Here is a 14451-nt window from a genome sequence, read left to right as displayed (position 1 = left end):
TTATTGAAATCATCATTCAACAGTCTAAAATCAGGTTTTTAGTAAATGCTTTTATCCGCAGTATCGTTGTCTTTTTTGCACCACCAATTGGCAAGCGTCGATCCCGATATGGTCATCCAAGGCACGGCTATAACAGAGGCTAAACCCACTGTTGCTATTTTTCCCATTTGAAGGGCAATACCCGATGCAAGTCCTCCGTTTTGCATGCCAACTTCTAACGAAATGGTTCGGCACGATGCTTCGTCTAGCCCCATAAATCTCGATGCCCAATAGCCCAATAAATACCCAATGGTGTGGTGAATAATGGCCGATAAAAATAATAATGGACCAATTACTAACAGTGAATCTCTACCGGAGGAGACAATAACAATCATCATCATCAATACCCCAAACATGGATATTTTAGGCAATAGGAATTGAACTTTTCTAACCGTATTTCTAAAAAATTTATTGATAAGCAGTCCAGATACTATGGGCAAAATAATTATTTCGGCAACGTGTAACATCATGGCTTGCAAATCGATAGCAACGTATTGTCCAGCCAATGACTTCATTAACAAGGGCGTCATAAACGGTGCCGCAAGCGTAGAAATCGCCGCAATAGTTACCGACAGCGGCATATTAGCCTTGGCTATAAACGCCAACACATTGGAGGTTACGCCACTTGGTACCGAACCCATCAATATAACACCCGCAGCTATTTCGGGGGCAAATCCAAAACTTTTGGCCAAGGTAAAACCCACTAATGGCATAATGGTAAAATGGCTTACCAAACCAATCAAGACCGCTTTTGGTGTTTTGATAACGCTTTCAAAATCTTTCCAACTCATTTCGGTGCCCATTGTAAACATGATTAACTGAATAAGCGGTACAATAAAACGGGTGCACTTAAAATCGCCAATTTTTTGAAAATACTGTGGAAAAAAGAACCCAACCGAAACGGCCGCCAATACCCAAATGGTAAACGACATTTGATTTAGAATAGAAATGCTTCGACCTCCAAAGGCTAAACAGACAAGTGCGCTAACAACAAAAGGACCAGTTGCCAATAATCCGCGTCCAAAAAACAACATTCCTATTGCTAAAAGCCCTAAAATAGCGGAACTTATAAGTAAGAATTTATATAAATTATTCATAATAGGTAAAATGTTGGTTTTATAAAATGTTTTTTTGTTTATAATTTGGCAATTTTTTGATTCAAATTAGATACACAATATTTTAATTTTTCGGCTACTTCTTGATGCGTAAGTTGGTTTGTTCCATCAATTCGTGCCAGCATGGGTACCGTCATGGCGGCTACTGCATTTCCATTCATGTCCAAAATAGGAAATGAAATAGCATGAAGCCCTGCATACTGTTTACTTTTTATAGAGGCAAATCCATTGGAAGCCACTTCGATTAGTCCCTTTCGGAACGTTTCTATTTCGGATTCTGATGTATTCAAAAGGCATTCTCGAATTCTGATATCGGTGATCACTGGATCTTGAAAAGCCAGCAATACTAATCCTGATGCCGAAGGTGCTACCTCAATTTCCGACCCCACCCGAGTCATAAAACCCAATCCGTTTGGCGGCTGAATAGACGCTACAACGGTCTGAAAACCATTGTTATAAACCCTCAAATCGCAAGGAAAAGATACTGCTCGTGATAATTCTTCCATTAGTGGAAGTGCCTCGGTAAGCAAACGATATGTAGGCGGATGAAAATGCGACAGTTGAAACAATTTGGAAGTTATGGTGTACACATTACCATAATTAGCAACATAGTTTCGTTGTACCAAACAGTTCAACATCCTGTAAATTTCTCCTAATTTCCGCCCAAGTTGTCCCGAAATTTCTTGTTGTGTCAGTCCGTTTTCGCTTTTGCAAAGCACTTCTAGAATGTCCAACCCTTTGTCTAATGCAGGTGCCGAATACGCTCCGTTTTCTTCTTTCTCTTTCATATCTGATTTATTTTACGCTTTGTTTGAGATAAATATCTGCTATTTTAAGCAAAATAAACCGTAAATCAAACTACAATCCTATTTGATGCACCTCGATGATGTTTCCGTCTGGGTCATGAAAAAATATTTGATACCAACCCGCCAATGCCCATTTGCCATAATCGGCATAAGGAATATTTTGTTCCTCTAACTTTTTTTTGAATCCCTCGATGTCATCGGTTCTAAAACAGAAATGACCGTTTTTAATCGGATTGATCCATTGGTTCATTCTATGTCCCGCATTGTGGTCTTTTTGGGTAATATGAAATTCTATAGCACCATCGGTTATAAATTCAACTTGGCCATCGTACCTATTCTCGGTGTCCTCGGTCGTCAATCCGTGTTCTTCATCTTCAATGCGGTTCATGTCGAAAATGTCTTGGTAAAATTTGGATAATCTGGATACATTTTCTGTACAAAGATTCATGTGATGGTATTGGAATTTCATGTTTTACGAATTTAATAATTGTTATTTGTTTTGCAAATATGAAACATTATTTTTAAATATGAAAAAATAATTCGTATTTTTGTCGAAATATATAATAATTTACCTCTTTGTGAGAACATTTAGTACTATGCAAGAAAACATTTTAGAGTCAAAAAAACAATCAATTGAACTGTGTAGTCCCTCGATGGTGCGTCGTGTAGCTGCTATGTTGGATCTGCCTACGGCTTCTTTTTTCGAAGGGAATTTGTTGCCAAAAGGCTGGCATTTTTTTATGCTAGCTGGCGAAACTCCAAAATCCCAATTACGCCAAGACGGATTCCCCGGTTTGGGCGTGTCAATTCCTGATCTTGGTTTGCCAAGATTGCTTCTGGGCGGCAGAACGGTAACCTATAATGGAGATATTATAATAGGATATAAAATCGAGAAAACCAGTTTTATAAAAAGTATCATAGAAAAAACAACGCCTTCGGGTCCTATGGCCATTGTAACCCTTCAACACGAGTTGCGAACCATCACAGAATCTAGTCCTGCCATTATTGAAACCCAAACCTACATCTTGTTGGGCAAAAATAAAGCTTCTAACGATACCACAAAAACACTTTCGCAACCCATAGAATCAAAATACCAGCAACAAATAATTCCTGACGAAACACTTTTGTTCCAATACTCGGCATTAGGATTTAACTCTCACAAAATTCATTTGGATCGAAATTATGCCCAAAACATAGAGGGACTTCCAGATTTGGTGGTAAATGGTGGTTTAACCACACTTTTAGTAACCGAATTTATGAGAACCCATTTAAAACTCGAAATTTTGGATTTAAAAGTAAAACACCTAGCACCGCTTTATTGCAACAGGCCCATGACCCTAACTGCCCAAAAAACAGAAACAGGATGGAACTTGGCCGTTTATGATGATAATAACGATTTAGCGGTAGCAGCAGAAACAAACGTAAAATAATGAAGTATGAAATTTGAACCCCTAAAAAATATCAAAATATTAGACTTAACCTCCGTAGTAGTTGGTCCAGTGGCTACGTGGCGATTGGGGCAATACGGCGCCGAAATTATTAAAGTCGAACACCCATCAGGCGATTTAATGCGTGGTCTTGGAGGAATGTCCCCAACTGGGCAGCATTCGGGTACGTACTTACATCTTAATCGAGGCAAAAAAAACATTTGTCTTGATTTAAAAAAACAAAGTGGTCAAGAAATCGTTCAGAAATTAGTAGCTTGGGCTGATGTAATTGTTGCCAATATGCGACCTGATGCCTTGCAAAGATTAGGTTTAGACGCAGATACGATTCGATCAAAATATCCCGAAAAAATATATTGCATGATAACCGGTTATGGCACCGATGGGCCGTATTCGGGATTGCCAACCTACGATAGTGTTTTGCAAGGCGCCTCGGGTATTGCTGGCCTAACCATGGCTCGTGATGGAAAACCAGCCTACGTGCCACTACTTTTATGCGATCACGTGGTGGGCGAAATTACCGTAGGAACCGTTATGGCAGCGCTAATGCAACGTCAAAATACAGGAATTGGTTCGAGTATAGAAATACCAATGTTCGAAACTATGGCGTCTTTTGTCTTGCAAGAACATTTGGCGCAACAAAGCTTCGATCCTCCTGTTGGCCCACCAGGTGATCTTCGACTTTTGAGTCCGCACAATCAACCTGTTAAAACAAAAGACGGTTACATTTCCTTCACCATCAATACCGATTCTCAAGTACAAGCTTTCCTAAAAATAACCAATAGAACCCAATTACTTACTGACGAACGATTTTCAACGGTAGCAAGCAGGGCAAAATATGTTTCAGAATGGTTTGAAATTCGGGGTGCAGCACTTTATAATAAGACTACTGATGAATGGCTTAAAATATTCAGAGAGGCCGATTTGCCTGCAATGCCTTGCCACACGCTAGAAACCTTGCCCAACGACCCGCATCTAAAAGCCGTGGCCTTAATTAATTTTGAAAATCATCCCACCGAAGGAAAAACAGCCGTAATTCGTTCGACCATAAAAGTAGATGGCAATTATCCTGTTGCACGTTCTACAGCAGCTCCTTGTGGCTGGGATACCAACGAAATTCTGGATGAATTGGGATATTCAGATATAGAAATAGAAACAATTTTATCACAAAAAGCAGCCTATACCCATAAACCAAATAACAAACAACCCTAAAAAAGTCCAATTATCAGTTCAAACACAGTCAACAATTATTTGGGCGTGCCCCCATGGCTTGGCTCCGTTATCTCTTCGCCAAGCCATGGAGTCGGGCTATCCGTTCCCGCTTTTTTTTTGGCATTTGGGCTGGGAGAAAAACCCAGCCCAAATGCCAAAAAAAAGAGCTCCACTTCTATCCCTCACGCAATTGGAATAGAAAATCAGAATAAAAAACAATGGTTATAAATAAAACAATAAGTCGTTTCGCTACTATAACCAGCACTTATTTAAACTTAAAATATTGGTTATCATTATAATTTTTAATTGGTAATTGTAACCTACACCCAAAAAAAGGTATTAATTTATTTAATTTACAAAAAAATAATCCAATGAAACAATCCTATATTATTGATGCTGTTCGTACTCCAATTGGAAGTTTAGGTGGTGGTTTATCCTCACTCCGTGCCGATGATTTGGCAGCCTTGCCAATCAAAGAGCTCCTCAAAAGAAACCCCAATTTGCCCCTAGAATTAATAGATGATGTAATTTTGGGCTGCCACAACCAAGCCGGCGAAGACAATCGCAATGTAGCCCGAATGGCTTTACTTTTAGCCGGAATACCACATACGGTTCCGGGCGAAACCGTCAATCGGTTGTGTTCCTCCGGAATGTCGGCCATTATTCATGCCAACAGAGCCATCAAAGCCAATGATGGCGATATTTTTATTGCGGGAGGAATGGAGCACATGACCCGTGGCCCCTGGGTAATTTCTAAAACTTCAAAACCCTTTGGCAACGATGCCCAAATGTTCGACAGTAGTTTTGGATGGCGTTTTATCAACCCCGAAATGCAAAAACAATACGGCACCGATGCCATGGGAATAACCGCCGAAAATTTGGCAACACTATATTCCATCAGCCGCGAAGATCAAGATTTGTTTGCCTATAACTCACAACAAAAAGCGTTTTTGGCACAACAAAATAACATTCTAGCCAATGAAATCATGAAAATCGAATTGGCAGATAGAAAAGGCAATATAACCGTTTTTAACACCGATGAATTTATAAAAGGCAACACAAGCCTTGATGTTTTATCCAAATTAAAACCTATTTTCAAGAAAGAAGGCGGCACTGTAACGGCAGGAAATTCGTCTGGTTTAAATGACGGAGCTGCTGCCATGCTGATTGCTTCGGAGGAAGCCATAAAAAACCATCATTTTATGCCAAAAGCAAGAATTGTATCCTCGGCGGTTGTAGGCGTCGAACCCCGTATTATGGGCATTGGCCCCGTGGGAGCCACACAAAAAGCCTTGCAAAAAGCAGGTTTAACACTCGACCAAATAGACGTTTTTGAATTCAACGAAGCCTTTGCAGCCCAATGTCTGGCCGTTACTCGAAATCTAGGCCTTGCCGACGATGATGCCAGAGTAAACCCAAACGGAGGCTCCATTGCACTGGGGCATCCACTCGGGATGTCGGGCACCAGAATTATTCAAGCGGCTGCCAATGAACTGCTTCATACCCAAAAAAAATATGCTCTTGCCGCCATGTGTGTGGGCGTAGGAATGGGCTATGCCGTAATAATCGAAAATGTTACTATATAATTAGATATGAAAAACGTAAACGAACAAAAAAAATACAATCACCTATTATTAGATAACAAAGTTTGTGTGATTGTTGGTGGCGGATCATTGCGTAGTATTGGTTATGCTACGGCCGAACTTTTTGCAGCACACGGAGCCAAATTGGTGCTTTTGGATTTGGTCATGAACGAAGAAAAAGCCAAGGAGGCTACTAATGCTATCGCTTCACAAATAGGGTATACACCTGAAATTATTTGCATTCCATGCGACATCCGAAACACATCCGATTGTGAGAAAGCCATAGCAGAAGCCGTAGCACATTTTGGCACCATAGATTGCTTGGTCAATTGTGCAGGCATTGTAAAGTCGGAAGGAATGTTGTCTATCACCGAGGAAGCCTATGATTTGATAATGGACGTCAACCTAAAAGGGACATTTAATATATGCCAAAGTGCCCTAAAAATATTTGCCGAAAAGCAAGCAGGAGTTATTGTCAATTTATCATCCCTGTCTGCACAACGCGGTGGCGGATTGGTAGGTGGCACACATTATGCGGCTTCCAAAGGGGGCGTTATCAGCCTTACCAAAGCCATTGCCAGAGAATTTGCTCCCAAAAACATTCGTGCCAATGTCATTTGCCCAGCCATGATCGAAACCAGCATGCTCGACGGCCTTTCGGAACAACAATTGAAGGATGTGGTTTCAGGAATCCCATTGCAACGCGTGGGCAAAACGGTTGAGGTTGCAGGTGCTTGTCTTTTTCTAGCTTCGGATCTTTCGGGGTTTACTACTGGCGCTACTATCGATGTTAATGGTGGTATTCATATTCATTAAATAATTAATCTAAAGTGATGATCGAAATAAAGGCACTACCACAAAAGGAAATTAAAGACGGTTTCAAGGCACAATTTGTTCATGCAGATACTTTTACCTTGGGGTATTGGGATGTTGAGGAAGGTGCCATTTTGCCCGCACATTCGCATATTCACGAACAAGTGACCCAAGTTTTGGAAGGACAATTTGAAATGACCATTGGCAAGGAAACAAAAATCTACAAAAAAGGGCAGCTAGTTGTAATACCCTCTAACGTGGTACACGGAGGAAAAGCACTCACAAAATGCAAACTATTTGATGTCTTTTGCCCCGTTCGAGAGGAGTATCTGGTTTAGGTTTTAGTAATTAATTTTAAACTATCAAAAATGAAAACCCAAACCAATCTTACCATGCGATTTGTATTGTGTACAGCCTTGGTACTAATGTCTACCCTACTTGCTGCCCAGAAAGTGGGAGCAAAACACAAAACAATCCCCCCAACGCATCACACCTCAACAACTACTTTGAATACAGAAGACCTTCTCGCCCGAATTACAGCCATCGAAGACCGCCTCGAAATCCTAAACCTTCTTGCGGGTTCTGCTTTTAGTTCCGATGTAGCGTCCGAATCGTATTGGACAAAAATGTTTACCGAGGATGCCACTTTTGATCGTGGTGCTGCAAAGCAAGATAAAGGTAGAGATGAAATCTTGAAAATCGTCAATGCACCCGAGCAGAAGCAGGCAATCCAGGCTGGAATGTCTCATTTAGCAATGCTTCCTCATATCACACTACAGGGCAATACTGCTGTTGCTACGGGTTATTTGCTCATAGTAATGCCTGACAGCACAGCCTCACACGTAAAATTGCCTGGAAAAGGAACTTCTCCCGGGTTTTCTATTTATCAACTTACCATCAACCAATGGAAACTCGTGCGGACTACTGCTGGTTGGAAAGTTACCAATCGTACCGTTAGACCCATGTCAAGTGCTGATTCTCGTACGATTATTCAACAAGCCATTGAAGTTGATACGAACAAATAGTTTAAAATGAAGGTCTTGACCTAAACTATTGGAAATCAAAAAAAAACATTTATTAATGGATTAACTTACTATTCCATTTCGTACCATTTAGAAAAAGAGTTTGGAAAATTGTTTTTCCCTATTAAAAAGCCTTCTTGGGGTAAGCTAGGGCTTTGTATTTCGTGCAAAAATTACCCGAAAAGTTGGTTGTAACACTAAAACAAGCCCATCAATTCAAAGTTAAAGCTCCCAGAATTTCTTCGGACAGGAAGGGGCCTCCTGGATAATGAGCCGTATAATCCAAATTCAACCACACTTGACCGCGCTCGTCTATATGGTAATGCAATTGTTGCTTTTGACTTTCCTTTTCGAACAAAACATTTTTGATAAGGAAATTTACTTTTTCTAAATCGATTAACGAACCAATCAAAATTTCGGGATAAATATGCCCTTTGGTATGAATCAATCTCGGGGTTCCACCTATGGCTCTAACACAAGCCGCCATGAGTATAGAATGATCGTCACAATCTCCCGAGAAATAAAGCAACGACTCGCTTGCTGTGGCTATATAATCGCCTTCTTTGGGGTCGTTTACGTAATTCCAACGGTTATTTATTTCTTTGAAAACGGCAAAACATTGCATTATCGTGCGGTAATCCGAGTAGCCTTTTATGTTTTTAAAATGTTTTGAAGTAGCCATAATGGCAAAATTCCGAACTTTTGGATTTTCGTATTCAATGGCTTGAATGATTTTGGATTTGTTAGGAAAAGGAAGCAGTTTAGCAATGATAATATCTTGCGGATACGGATTATCAGACATCGTGTACACCATGGAATTATAGTCTTCAAAAACGTTATTGAAACCATAATTTCCCAATACCGTTCCATAAAATAACACCAAAAAATAAAGTGCCAAACAAACTATAATAATGGTGCGTAAGGAAATTAAAACATAATGAATAACGGCCAAAAGCACTAGAAATAAAAAAACACGATCCAAGTGAAAAGGCCAATTGGGATTGATTAAATTTTGGTGCAAAATGATGAAAACAGGGAAAGTAATTAATAAATTCAAAGAAAAAATGATAATATGATCCCAAGGTTTTTTGACCTGAAGTTTGGCTTTTATTTTCTTTAAATCAATTTTTTCGTATGTTGTCATAGGATACAAAAGCGTGGTCTATACGGCTTTTACGAGTGTAGCAAAAGTACTTATTTTATCAATAATACCCAGCTCAAATAATTGATTTTGAACTTTATCAACCATTTCTTCCGAAAGTGGTTTTTGAGACCATTCGGTTACTGCTAACCACTCTTGAATAGCCGCTTTTTTTTGATTAAAATGCTTCGCCAAAACCGAATCAATAGCCGGGATTTCTTTAAAAAAAAGCATTTCTTGATTGATGATTTCAAGAATTTTGGCAATGATTTTAGGTTGTTTTTCTAAAATTTCATCCCGAACCGCAATTACAAAACTAGGCCAAGGTGTAGGACAATCTCCAAGGCGTCTAAAAATACCTTGATCGACTAACGGCTGTGTCATGAAGTGTTCCCACATAAAATAATCCGCAGTTCCTTGGGTCAAAGCAGCGACGGCGCCATCGATAGTATTTACAATTTCGAATGGCAAGTTAGTCGTTTTCCAGCCTTGATTGTGAGCATTTACATAGGTCATTAATTGCGAACCGGAACCCACTCTTGAAATGGCGGCTTTGGTATTTTCTAAATCCGAAAGTGTTTTGTAATGGGATTGTGCTGCAACATGAATCCCCCATATCAAAGGCGTTGCTACATATATTTGCACGATTTTGGATGGGTTTCCAGCAGCAATATCCTTTACAATTCCTTCGGTTAGGATTACGGCAATATCGGTTTCGTCATCCCGAAGCATTTGGCACATTTTGCCTGTTCCTTCGGGAATATCTGTCCATTGTAAATGGATGTTTTCGTTTTCAAAAGCTTTTTTTTCGAGGGCAAGATGCCACGGAAAATTGAAATGTTCTGGAACGCCTACTATTTTTATTGGTGTCATACGTGATTTTTTTTTGAAAACGGATTCCCTAGCCCCGACAGTAGCGGCATCCTTTTTCTGGCTTCTTTAGCCAGGAAAAGATACAGCGAATGGCGGGAAATAGCTCCTGAAATTACACATTTATATCTTTAAAATTATTCAATCTTGCGTAGCGAATCATATTGGTAAAGGCTTCGGAATCTAGTTTTGGGATTTCGAGAATGGTGTTCAATAAAGTGGTGTCGTATTCATTGGCAGCCGTTGTAAAATAGGGGCTTAAGTGTTTGCCAATGCTTTCGTAATACAGTTTTTCGATGGTATTTTTGTATTTAAAATCGAGTGAATTTTGTATCAACGTAAAATTGGTATAGCCCACTTCTTGCATGATTAATTGCAGTCCAGTGGCCATATTAAAGCTTTTGTTGTGTACAATATTGAGTTGCTCAATATCATTTCTTTCGAAGGTATTTACAATCACTTTGGCAACATAATCGACTGGAATAATGTTCAAACCAGTATCCTTGTTGATGATAAAACGGACGTTTTCTTGCTCGCCTTTTCGCTGTGATGTAAAGTGAAAAAACTTTGCCAAGAGATAAAAAACCATGTATTTTGGGATGAAATACGTGCTTTCGTTACCCAGCATTTTGCCACCAATAACGCTGGGACGCAAAATCTGGAATGGCAAATGTAACCGTTTGCATTGTTGTGCTATGTAGTTTTCGGAGTGAAATTTAGCATCTTCATAGGCATTGCGATGCTCGGGTGTGAAGTCTAAATTATGAAAATTATTGTCGATTAATCCTTTGCGAATGCCGGATGAAAAAGCGGTTCCTATGTAAATGAATTTCTTGATAAAGGGATGAAAAGTATGGAAAAGAGTTTTGGTAATTTGGGCATTTTCCTCAAAAATCTTTTCTTTTTGATCGGCATCCGTGGATAAATTCACGTATCCAGCAGAATGAATGAAATAAGCGTCTTTTATTTTGGCTGAAAAAGAGGCGTCTACTGTTGCCAAATCCGAATCGATGATTTCGATGTATTGGTGTAGTTTTTCAAGTCCTTTTTCTACAAGAATTTTTGGGGTATAATCGCTGGATAATAATTCGTTTATTCGATCTTGTGCCGAATTTTTGCCCTTGTTACGGGTAATTATAAAGAGTTTTCCGCTGTTGTTTTTGGTAATAAAAAGTTCCAGAATTTCATACATAATATGAGAACCTAAAACGCCAGTTGCACCTGTAAGTAGTATTTTCATTATTGATTTGTTGTACGAACAAAGATAGTTTTAAAAAAATGAAGTTATTCCTTATTTTAACAACTCCTTAAAAATTACTTGTTTTCTAGTTCATACCAATTCCAAGAAATCCCTTCTTCGAGATAGTTTTGGGTAAATTGCATTCCAATTTTTTGAAGAATGGCGTTTGAAGCCCCATTATTAGTATGTGCAGCTGCGGTCATTGTTTTGATATTCATAGTCTTGAAACCATAATTGAGCCAAGCAAAACTAGCTTCACTGGCGTAGCCTTTGCCCCAAAATTTTTCGTCTAAACGGTAGCCAATATCATAAAAATGAGTTCTGTTATTGACTACATCCGTATTGTATTTCAAGCCAGCCCAGCCAATAAATTCATTTGTTTCTTTTGAAATCATAGCAAACCGACCAATATTGTTTTCAACATACTGCGCTCTTACAAAGGCGATTATAGCTATTGTTTCTTCTATTTTTTGCGTGGGTTTGTTCCATAAATACTGGTGAACATTAGGATTGCTGTCCATTGCAAAAAAAGCTTCGGCATCAGTAAGTTGGAGTTCTCGCAAGAGGAGGCGGTTGGTTTCTAGGATTAAATTCATTTTTTTTCTTTTTTGGAAAATTAAAAAAAGTGGGACTAATTAAGTAGTGTAGCACCTATAAAAGACACCACTGTTACAAAGCCGGAGTACTCAATTTATCCAGTGTATAAGCAATCAAAGCATCGACGGCTAGTAACGGATCTTCGCTAAAAGTTCCCGTCGCTCTATTAGCAATAATGGCATTTAGCGAAAGGGAGTGATGCCCTAATAGTGCCGAAAGTCCATAAATAGCGGCTGTTTCCATTTCGAGATTGGTGATTTTAGTGGCTTCAAAAGCAAATGTATCCATTTTTGAATTTAAGGTAGAATCCTGAATTTCCAATCGCAAGATGCGCCCTTGTGGGCCATAAAATCCGCCTGCAGTAGCTGTAATTCCTTTGTGCATCTGGTCACTTTCGATTCTTTTTTCGAGTAGTGGCGAGCAAGAAATAACGTATGGTTTTCCTTTGCGTATGTCCCAATTGGTGTGTTTTATAAAAGCATTTTCGATTTCATGATTCGAAATTTCGTCAATCAAGTAGGAGCGGAGCATGTTGTCGAGACCCAATCCAAATTTTGATAGCACAAAACTATCGCAAGGAATACTCGCATGAAGCGAACCTGACGTTCCAATCCGAATGATGTTTAGCGCCGTAAGTGTGGGTTTTGGTTTTCTAGTTTTGAGATCAATATTGACCAAAGCATCGAGTTCATTCAGCACAATATCAATATTATCAGGGCCAATTCCAGTTGACATAACGGTAATTCGTTTGCCTTTGAAAGTTCCTGTTTGAGTTTTGAATTCTCTTTTTTGAATAGAAAATTCGATGTTGTCAAAAAATTGCGTGATTTTTTCAACCCGATTTTGATCTCCTACAAAAATAATATCCCGAGCGATATGTTCCGGTTTCAAATTCAAGTGATAAACGCTTCCGTCGGGATTGAGAATTAACTCGGATTGTTTGATAGACATACTTTATATTTTAAACGAAGAGTTATTAGCCAAGTTTTTGTTAGTTTTAACCGCAAAGAGCGCAAGGTTTTACGCAAGGTTCGCCAAGTTTTTGTTGGTTTTTAAAAGCAAAATTCGTTGGGTTTTAGGCAAAGTCCGCAAGGTTAAAGTTTGCTCATTTTTTTTAATTTAAAACGCTATCCACCAACACGTTTTGTTTTGAATCCTTTTTCTTTTAAAATGACCATTATTTTATCTCGATAATCGCCTTGAATAATGATGGAATCATCCTTGAAAGTCCCGCCAACACTCAATTTTGTTTTGATTTCTTTGGCAAGGATTTTAAAATCTTCATCGGTGCCTTCGTAGCCTTCGATTATGGTGGTGGCTTTTCCTTTACGTTTTTCGAATTTGCAAATCATGGGTTCTTTTTGAACATATAATTCGTGTGCAATTGGCTCGATTGCTTCTTCGGGAGCAATTTTGTGGTCGGGAAAAAGGTTTTTTAGTTGGTCTTGTAAATCCATATTTTTATTCAAAAAATTACCAATTTTAAAATTCCAAAACTCAAAATGCAGCATTGGAATTTTAAAATTAAAAGGCTATGCTGTTATACTTTGATTAATCCCAAATCGACTAAACGCTCATACAAATAGGTACCAGCGGTGATGTCTTCGAATTTTTTCGGGTTTTCGGCATCTATGCAATTTTCGAGACAATCTAGTTTCATATCGCTCACAGGGTGCATAAAAAACGGTATCGAATAGCGTGAAGTTCCCCACAATTCCCTAGGCGGGTTAACCACTTGATGAATCGTTGATTTTAGTTTATTATTGGTATGACGCGAAAGCATATCGCCAACATTTATTACCAATTCGTCGGGTTGCGCAATGGCATCAATCCATTGTCCATCGTGGTTTTGTACTTGTAATCCTTTGCCTTGAGCTCCCATCAAGAGCGTTATCAAGTTGATGTCGCCGTGAGCCGCTGCACGAATCGCATTAGCAGGTTCGGCAGTGATAGGAGGGTAGTGTATGGGTCTTAAAATAGAATTTCCTTCCTTGGCATATTCGTCAAAATAAAATTCGCCTAAACCCAAATGCAATGCCAAGGCTCTTAAGACATAAACGCCTGTTTTTTCGAGCATTTGATACGCTTCTTTCCCCGCCGAATTGAATTTTGGTAACTCGGCTACCACTACATTTTCGGGATATTCGGTGGCATATTTAGAATCGTTGGCAACGTATTGTCCAAAATGCCAAAACTCTTTCAAATCGCCTTCTTTTCGCCCTTTGGCGTGTTCTGTTCCAAACGAAACATAGCCTCTTTGACCACCAATTCCAGGGATTTCGTAGCTTTTTTTGGTTGCTACTGGCAAAGCAAAAAAGTTTCTGATTTCGCCATACAATTCTTCGACCAATTGATCGTTTAAAAAATGCCCTTTTAAGGCCACAAAGCCTATTTCTTCAAAAGCACTTCCGATTTCATTTACAAATTTTTGTTTGCGTTTCGGGTCATCCGAAAGGAAATCACGCAAGTCAACACTAGGAATGTTTTGCATAGTATTTTAATTTTAGTACTTTTAGAAGTGTTTTACATCTTCCCTACAAATGTATCGAATATTTTTAAATACAAATT

The 14451-nt window shown here is 39.1% G+C and carries 16 protein-coding genes; 6 read left to right on the top strand and 10 right to left on the bottom strand.

The window, feature by feature from the left end; translation table 11 throughout:
- Positions 1-38 precede the first annotated feature (38 nt).
- The 3 genes from FNW21_RS01910 to FNW21_RS01900 all read right to left on the bottom strand — a co-directional run bounded on the left by FNW21_RS01910 (position 39) and on the right by FNW21_RS01900 (position 2429).
- The gene (locus FNW21_RS01910; protein WP_144255036.1) at positions 39-1136 is read right to left on the bottom strand and encodes a bile acid:sodium symporter family protein; all 1098 of its coding nucleotides are present in this window, start codon (positions 1134-1136) and stop codon (positions 39-41) included.
- A gap of 38 nt (positions 1137-1174) precedes the next feature.
- Positions 1175-1942, bottom strand: coding sequence for an IclR family transcriptional regulator (locus FNW21_RS01905; RefSeq protein ID WP_144255035.1), 768 nt, complete (start codon positions 1940-1942; stop codon positions 1175-1177).
- A 70-nt stretch (positions 1943-2012) separates the two neighbouring features.
- Entirely contained in the window at positions 2013-2429 is a 417-nt protein-coding gene (locus FNW21_RS01900) for a VOC family protein (RefSeq protein WP_144255034.1), read from the bottom strand.
- A 127-nt stretch (positions 2430-2556) separates the two neighbouring features.
- On the opposite strand from FNW21_RS01900, the gene FNW21_RS01895 reads away from it, so the two are divergent.
- From FNW21_RS01895 to FNW21_RS01870, 6 genes are all read left to right on the top strand, one after another.
- Positions 2557-3390, top strand: coding sequence for a hypothetical protein (locus tag FNW21_RS01895; RefSeq protein WP_144255033.1), 834 nt, complete (start codon positions 2557-2559; stop codon positions 3388-3390).
- 6 nt (positions 3391-3396) lie between these two features.
- Positions 3397-4617 (top strand): CaiB/BaiF CoA transferase family protein, encoded by a 1221-nt coding sequence (locus tag FNW21_RS01890; protein WP_144255032.1) that lies wholly within the window; start codon positions 3397-3399, stop codon positions 4615-4617.
- A gap of 371 nt (positions 4618-4988) precedes the next feature.
- Complete coding sequence (pcaF, locus tag FNW21_RS01885; RefSeq protein ID WP_144255031.1) at positions 4989-6203, top strand: 3-oxoadipyl-CoA thiolase; 1215 nt, start codon at positions 4989-4991, stop codon at positions 6201-6203.
- Between the two features lie 6 nt (positions 6204-6209).
- Positions 6210-7016 (top strand): SDR family NAD(P)-dependent oxidoreductase, encoded by an 807-nt coding sequence (locus FNW21_RS01880; protein WP_144255030.1) that lies wholly within the window; start codon positions 6210-6212, stop codon positions 7014-7016.
- A gap of 17 nt (positions 7017-7033) precedes the next feature.
- Positions 7034-7351 carry a cupin domain-containing protein gene (locus FNW21_RS01875; RefSeq protein ID WP_144255029.1) on the top strand — a complete coding sequence of 106 codons (318 nt, stop codon included), beginning with the start codon at positions 7034-7036 and terminating at the stop codon, positions 7349-7351.
- Positions 7352-7381: 30 nt separating this feature from the next.
- The gene (locus FNW21_RS01870; RefSeq protein ID WP_144255028.1) at positions 7382-8038 is read left to right on the top strand and encodes a nuclear transport factor 2 family protein; all 657 of its coding nucleotides are present in this window, start codon (positions 7382-7384) and stop codon (positions 8036-8038) included.
- 208 nt (positions 8039-8246) lie between these two features.
- Here FNW21_RS01870 and FNW21_RS01865 read toward each other — a convergent pair whose 3' ends face one another.
- The 7 genes from FNW21_RS01865 to FNW21_RS01835 form a co-directional block, all read right to left on the bottom strand.
- Positions 8247-9179 (bottom strand): transglutaminase, encoded by a 933-nt coding sequence (locus FNW21_RS01865; RefSeq protein WP_144255027.1) that lies wholly within the window; start codon positions 9177-9179, stop codon positions 8247-8249.
- Between the two features lie 18 nt (positions 9180-9197).
- A complete protein-coding gene (locus FNW21_RS01860) occupies positions 9198-10049 on the bottom strand; it encodes a substrate-binding domain-containing protein (protein ID WP_144255026.1) in 852 nt (283 codons plus the stop codon).
- 112 nt (positions 10050-10161) lie between these two features.
- On the bottom strand, positions 10162-11286 hold the full coding sequence (locus tag FNW21_RS01855; protein ID WP_144255025.1) for an SDR family oxidoreductase: 1125 nt from the start codon (positions 11284-11286) through the stop codon (positions 10162-10164).
- A gap of 74 nt (positions 11287-11360) precedes the next feature.
- A complete protein-coding gene (locus FNW21_RS01850; RefSeq protein WP_144255024.1) occupies positions 11361-11882 on the bottom strand; it encodes a GNAT family N-acetyltransferase in 522 nt (173 codons plus the stop codon).
- Positions 11883-11955: 73 nt separating this feature from the next.
- Entirely contained in the window at positions 11956-12834 is an 879-nt protein-coding gene (locus FNW21_RS01845; RefSeq protein ID WP_144255023.1) for a nucleoside phosphorylase, read from the bottom strand.
- 176 nt (positions 12835-13010) lie between these two features.
- Positions 13011-13340, bottom strand: a complete 330-nt coding sequence (locus tag FNW21_RS01840) for a translation initiation factor (protein WP_144255022.1) — start codon at positions 13338-13340, stop codon at positions 13011-13013.
- Between the two features lie 83 nt (positions 13341-13423).
- Positions 13424-14374 (bottom strand): isopenicillin N synthase family dioxygenase, encoded by a 951-nt coding sequence (locus tag FNW21_RS01835; protein WP_144255021.1) that lies wholly within the window; start codon positions 14372-14374, stop codon positions 13424-13426.
- Between the last annotated feature and the right edge of the window lie 77 nt (positions 14375-14451).

This window comes from Flavobacterium restrictum, assembly GCF_007097245.1.
Lineage (GTDB): Bacteria > Bacteroidota > Bacteroidia > Flavobacteriales > Flavobacteriaceae > Flavobacterium > Flavobacterium restrictum.
This window is presented reverse-complemented; position numbering and strand designations above follow the sequence as displayed.

What these genes read in the sequence shown, in the direction of transcription:
- FNW21_RS01910 (WP_144255036.1), bottom strand. Translation starts at nt 1,136, where the DNA reads ATGAATAATTTATATAAATTCTTACTTATAAGTTCCGCTATTTTAGGG.
- FNW21_RS01905 (WP_144255035.1), bottom strand. Translation starts at nt 1,942, where the DNA reads ATGAAAGAGAAAGAAGAAAACGGAGCGTATTCGGCACCTGCATTAGAC.
- FNW21_RS01900 (WP_144255034.1), bottom strand. Translation starts at nt 2,429, where the DNA reads ATGAAATTCCAATACCATCACATGAATCTTTGTACAGAAAATGTATCC.
- FNW21_RS01895 (WP_144255033.1), top strand. Translation starts at nt 2,557, where the DNA reads ATGCAAGAAAACATTTTAGAGTCAAAAAAACAATCAATTGAACTGTGT.
- FNW21_RS01890 (WP_144255032.1), top strand. Translation starts at nt 3,397, where the DNA reads ATGAAATTTGAACCCCTAAAAAATATCAAAATATTAGACTTAACCTCC.
- pcaF (WP_144255031.1), top strand. Translation starts at nt 4,989, where the DNA reads ATGAAACAATCCTATATTATTGATGCTGTTCGTACTCCAATTGGAAGT.
- FNW21_RS01880 (WP_144255030.1), top strand. Translation starts at nt 6,210, where the DNA reads ATGAAAAACGTAAACGAACAAAAAAAATACAATCACCTATTATTAGAT.
- FNW21_RS01875 (WP_144255029.1), top strand. Translation starts at nt 7,034, where the DNA reads ATGATCGAAATAAAGGCACTACCACAAAAGGAAATTAAAGACGGTTTC.
- FNW21_RS01870 (WP_144255028.1), top strand. Translation starts at nt 7,382, where the DNA reads ATGAAAACCCAAACCAATCTTACCATGCGATTTGTATTGTGTACAGCC.
- FNW21_RS01865 (WP_144255027.1), bottom strand. Translation starts at nt 9,179, where the DNA reads ATGACAACATACGAAAAAATTGATTTAAAGAAAATAAAAGCCAAACTT.
- FNW21_RS01860 (WP_144255026.1), bottom strand. Translation starts at nt 10,049, where the DNA reads ATGACACCAATAAAAATAGTAGGCGTTCCAGAACATTTCAATTTTCCG.
- FNW21_RS01855 (WP_144255025.1), bottom strand. Translation starts at nt 11,286, where the DNA reads ATGAAAATACTACTTACAGGTGCAACTGGCGTTTTAGGTTCTCATATT.
- FNW21_RS01850 (WP_144255024.1), bottom strand. Translation starts at nt 11,882, where the DNA reads ATGAATTTAATCCTAGAAACCAACCGCCTCCTCTTGCGAGAACTCCAA.
- FNW21_RS01845 (WP_144255023.1), bottom strand. Translation starts at nt 12,834, where the DNA reads ATGTCTATCAAACAATCCGAGTTAATTCTCAATCCCGACGGAAGCGTT.
- FNW21_RS01840 (WP_144255022.1), bottom strand. Translation starts at nt 13,340, where the DNA reads ATGGATTTACAAGACCAACTAAAAAACCTTTTTCCCGACCACAAAATT.
- FNW21_RS01835 (WP_144255021.1), bottom strand. Translation starts at nt 14,374, where the DNA reads ATGCAAAACATTCCTAGTGTTGACTTGCGTGATTTCCTTTCGGATGAC.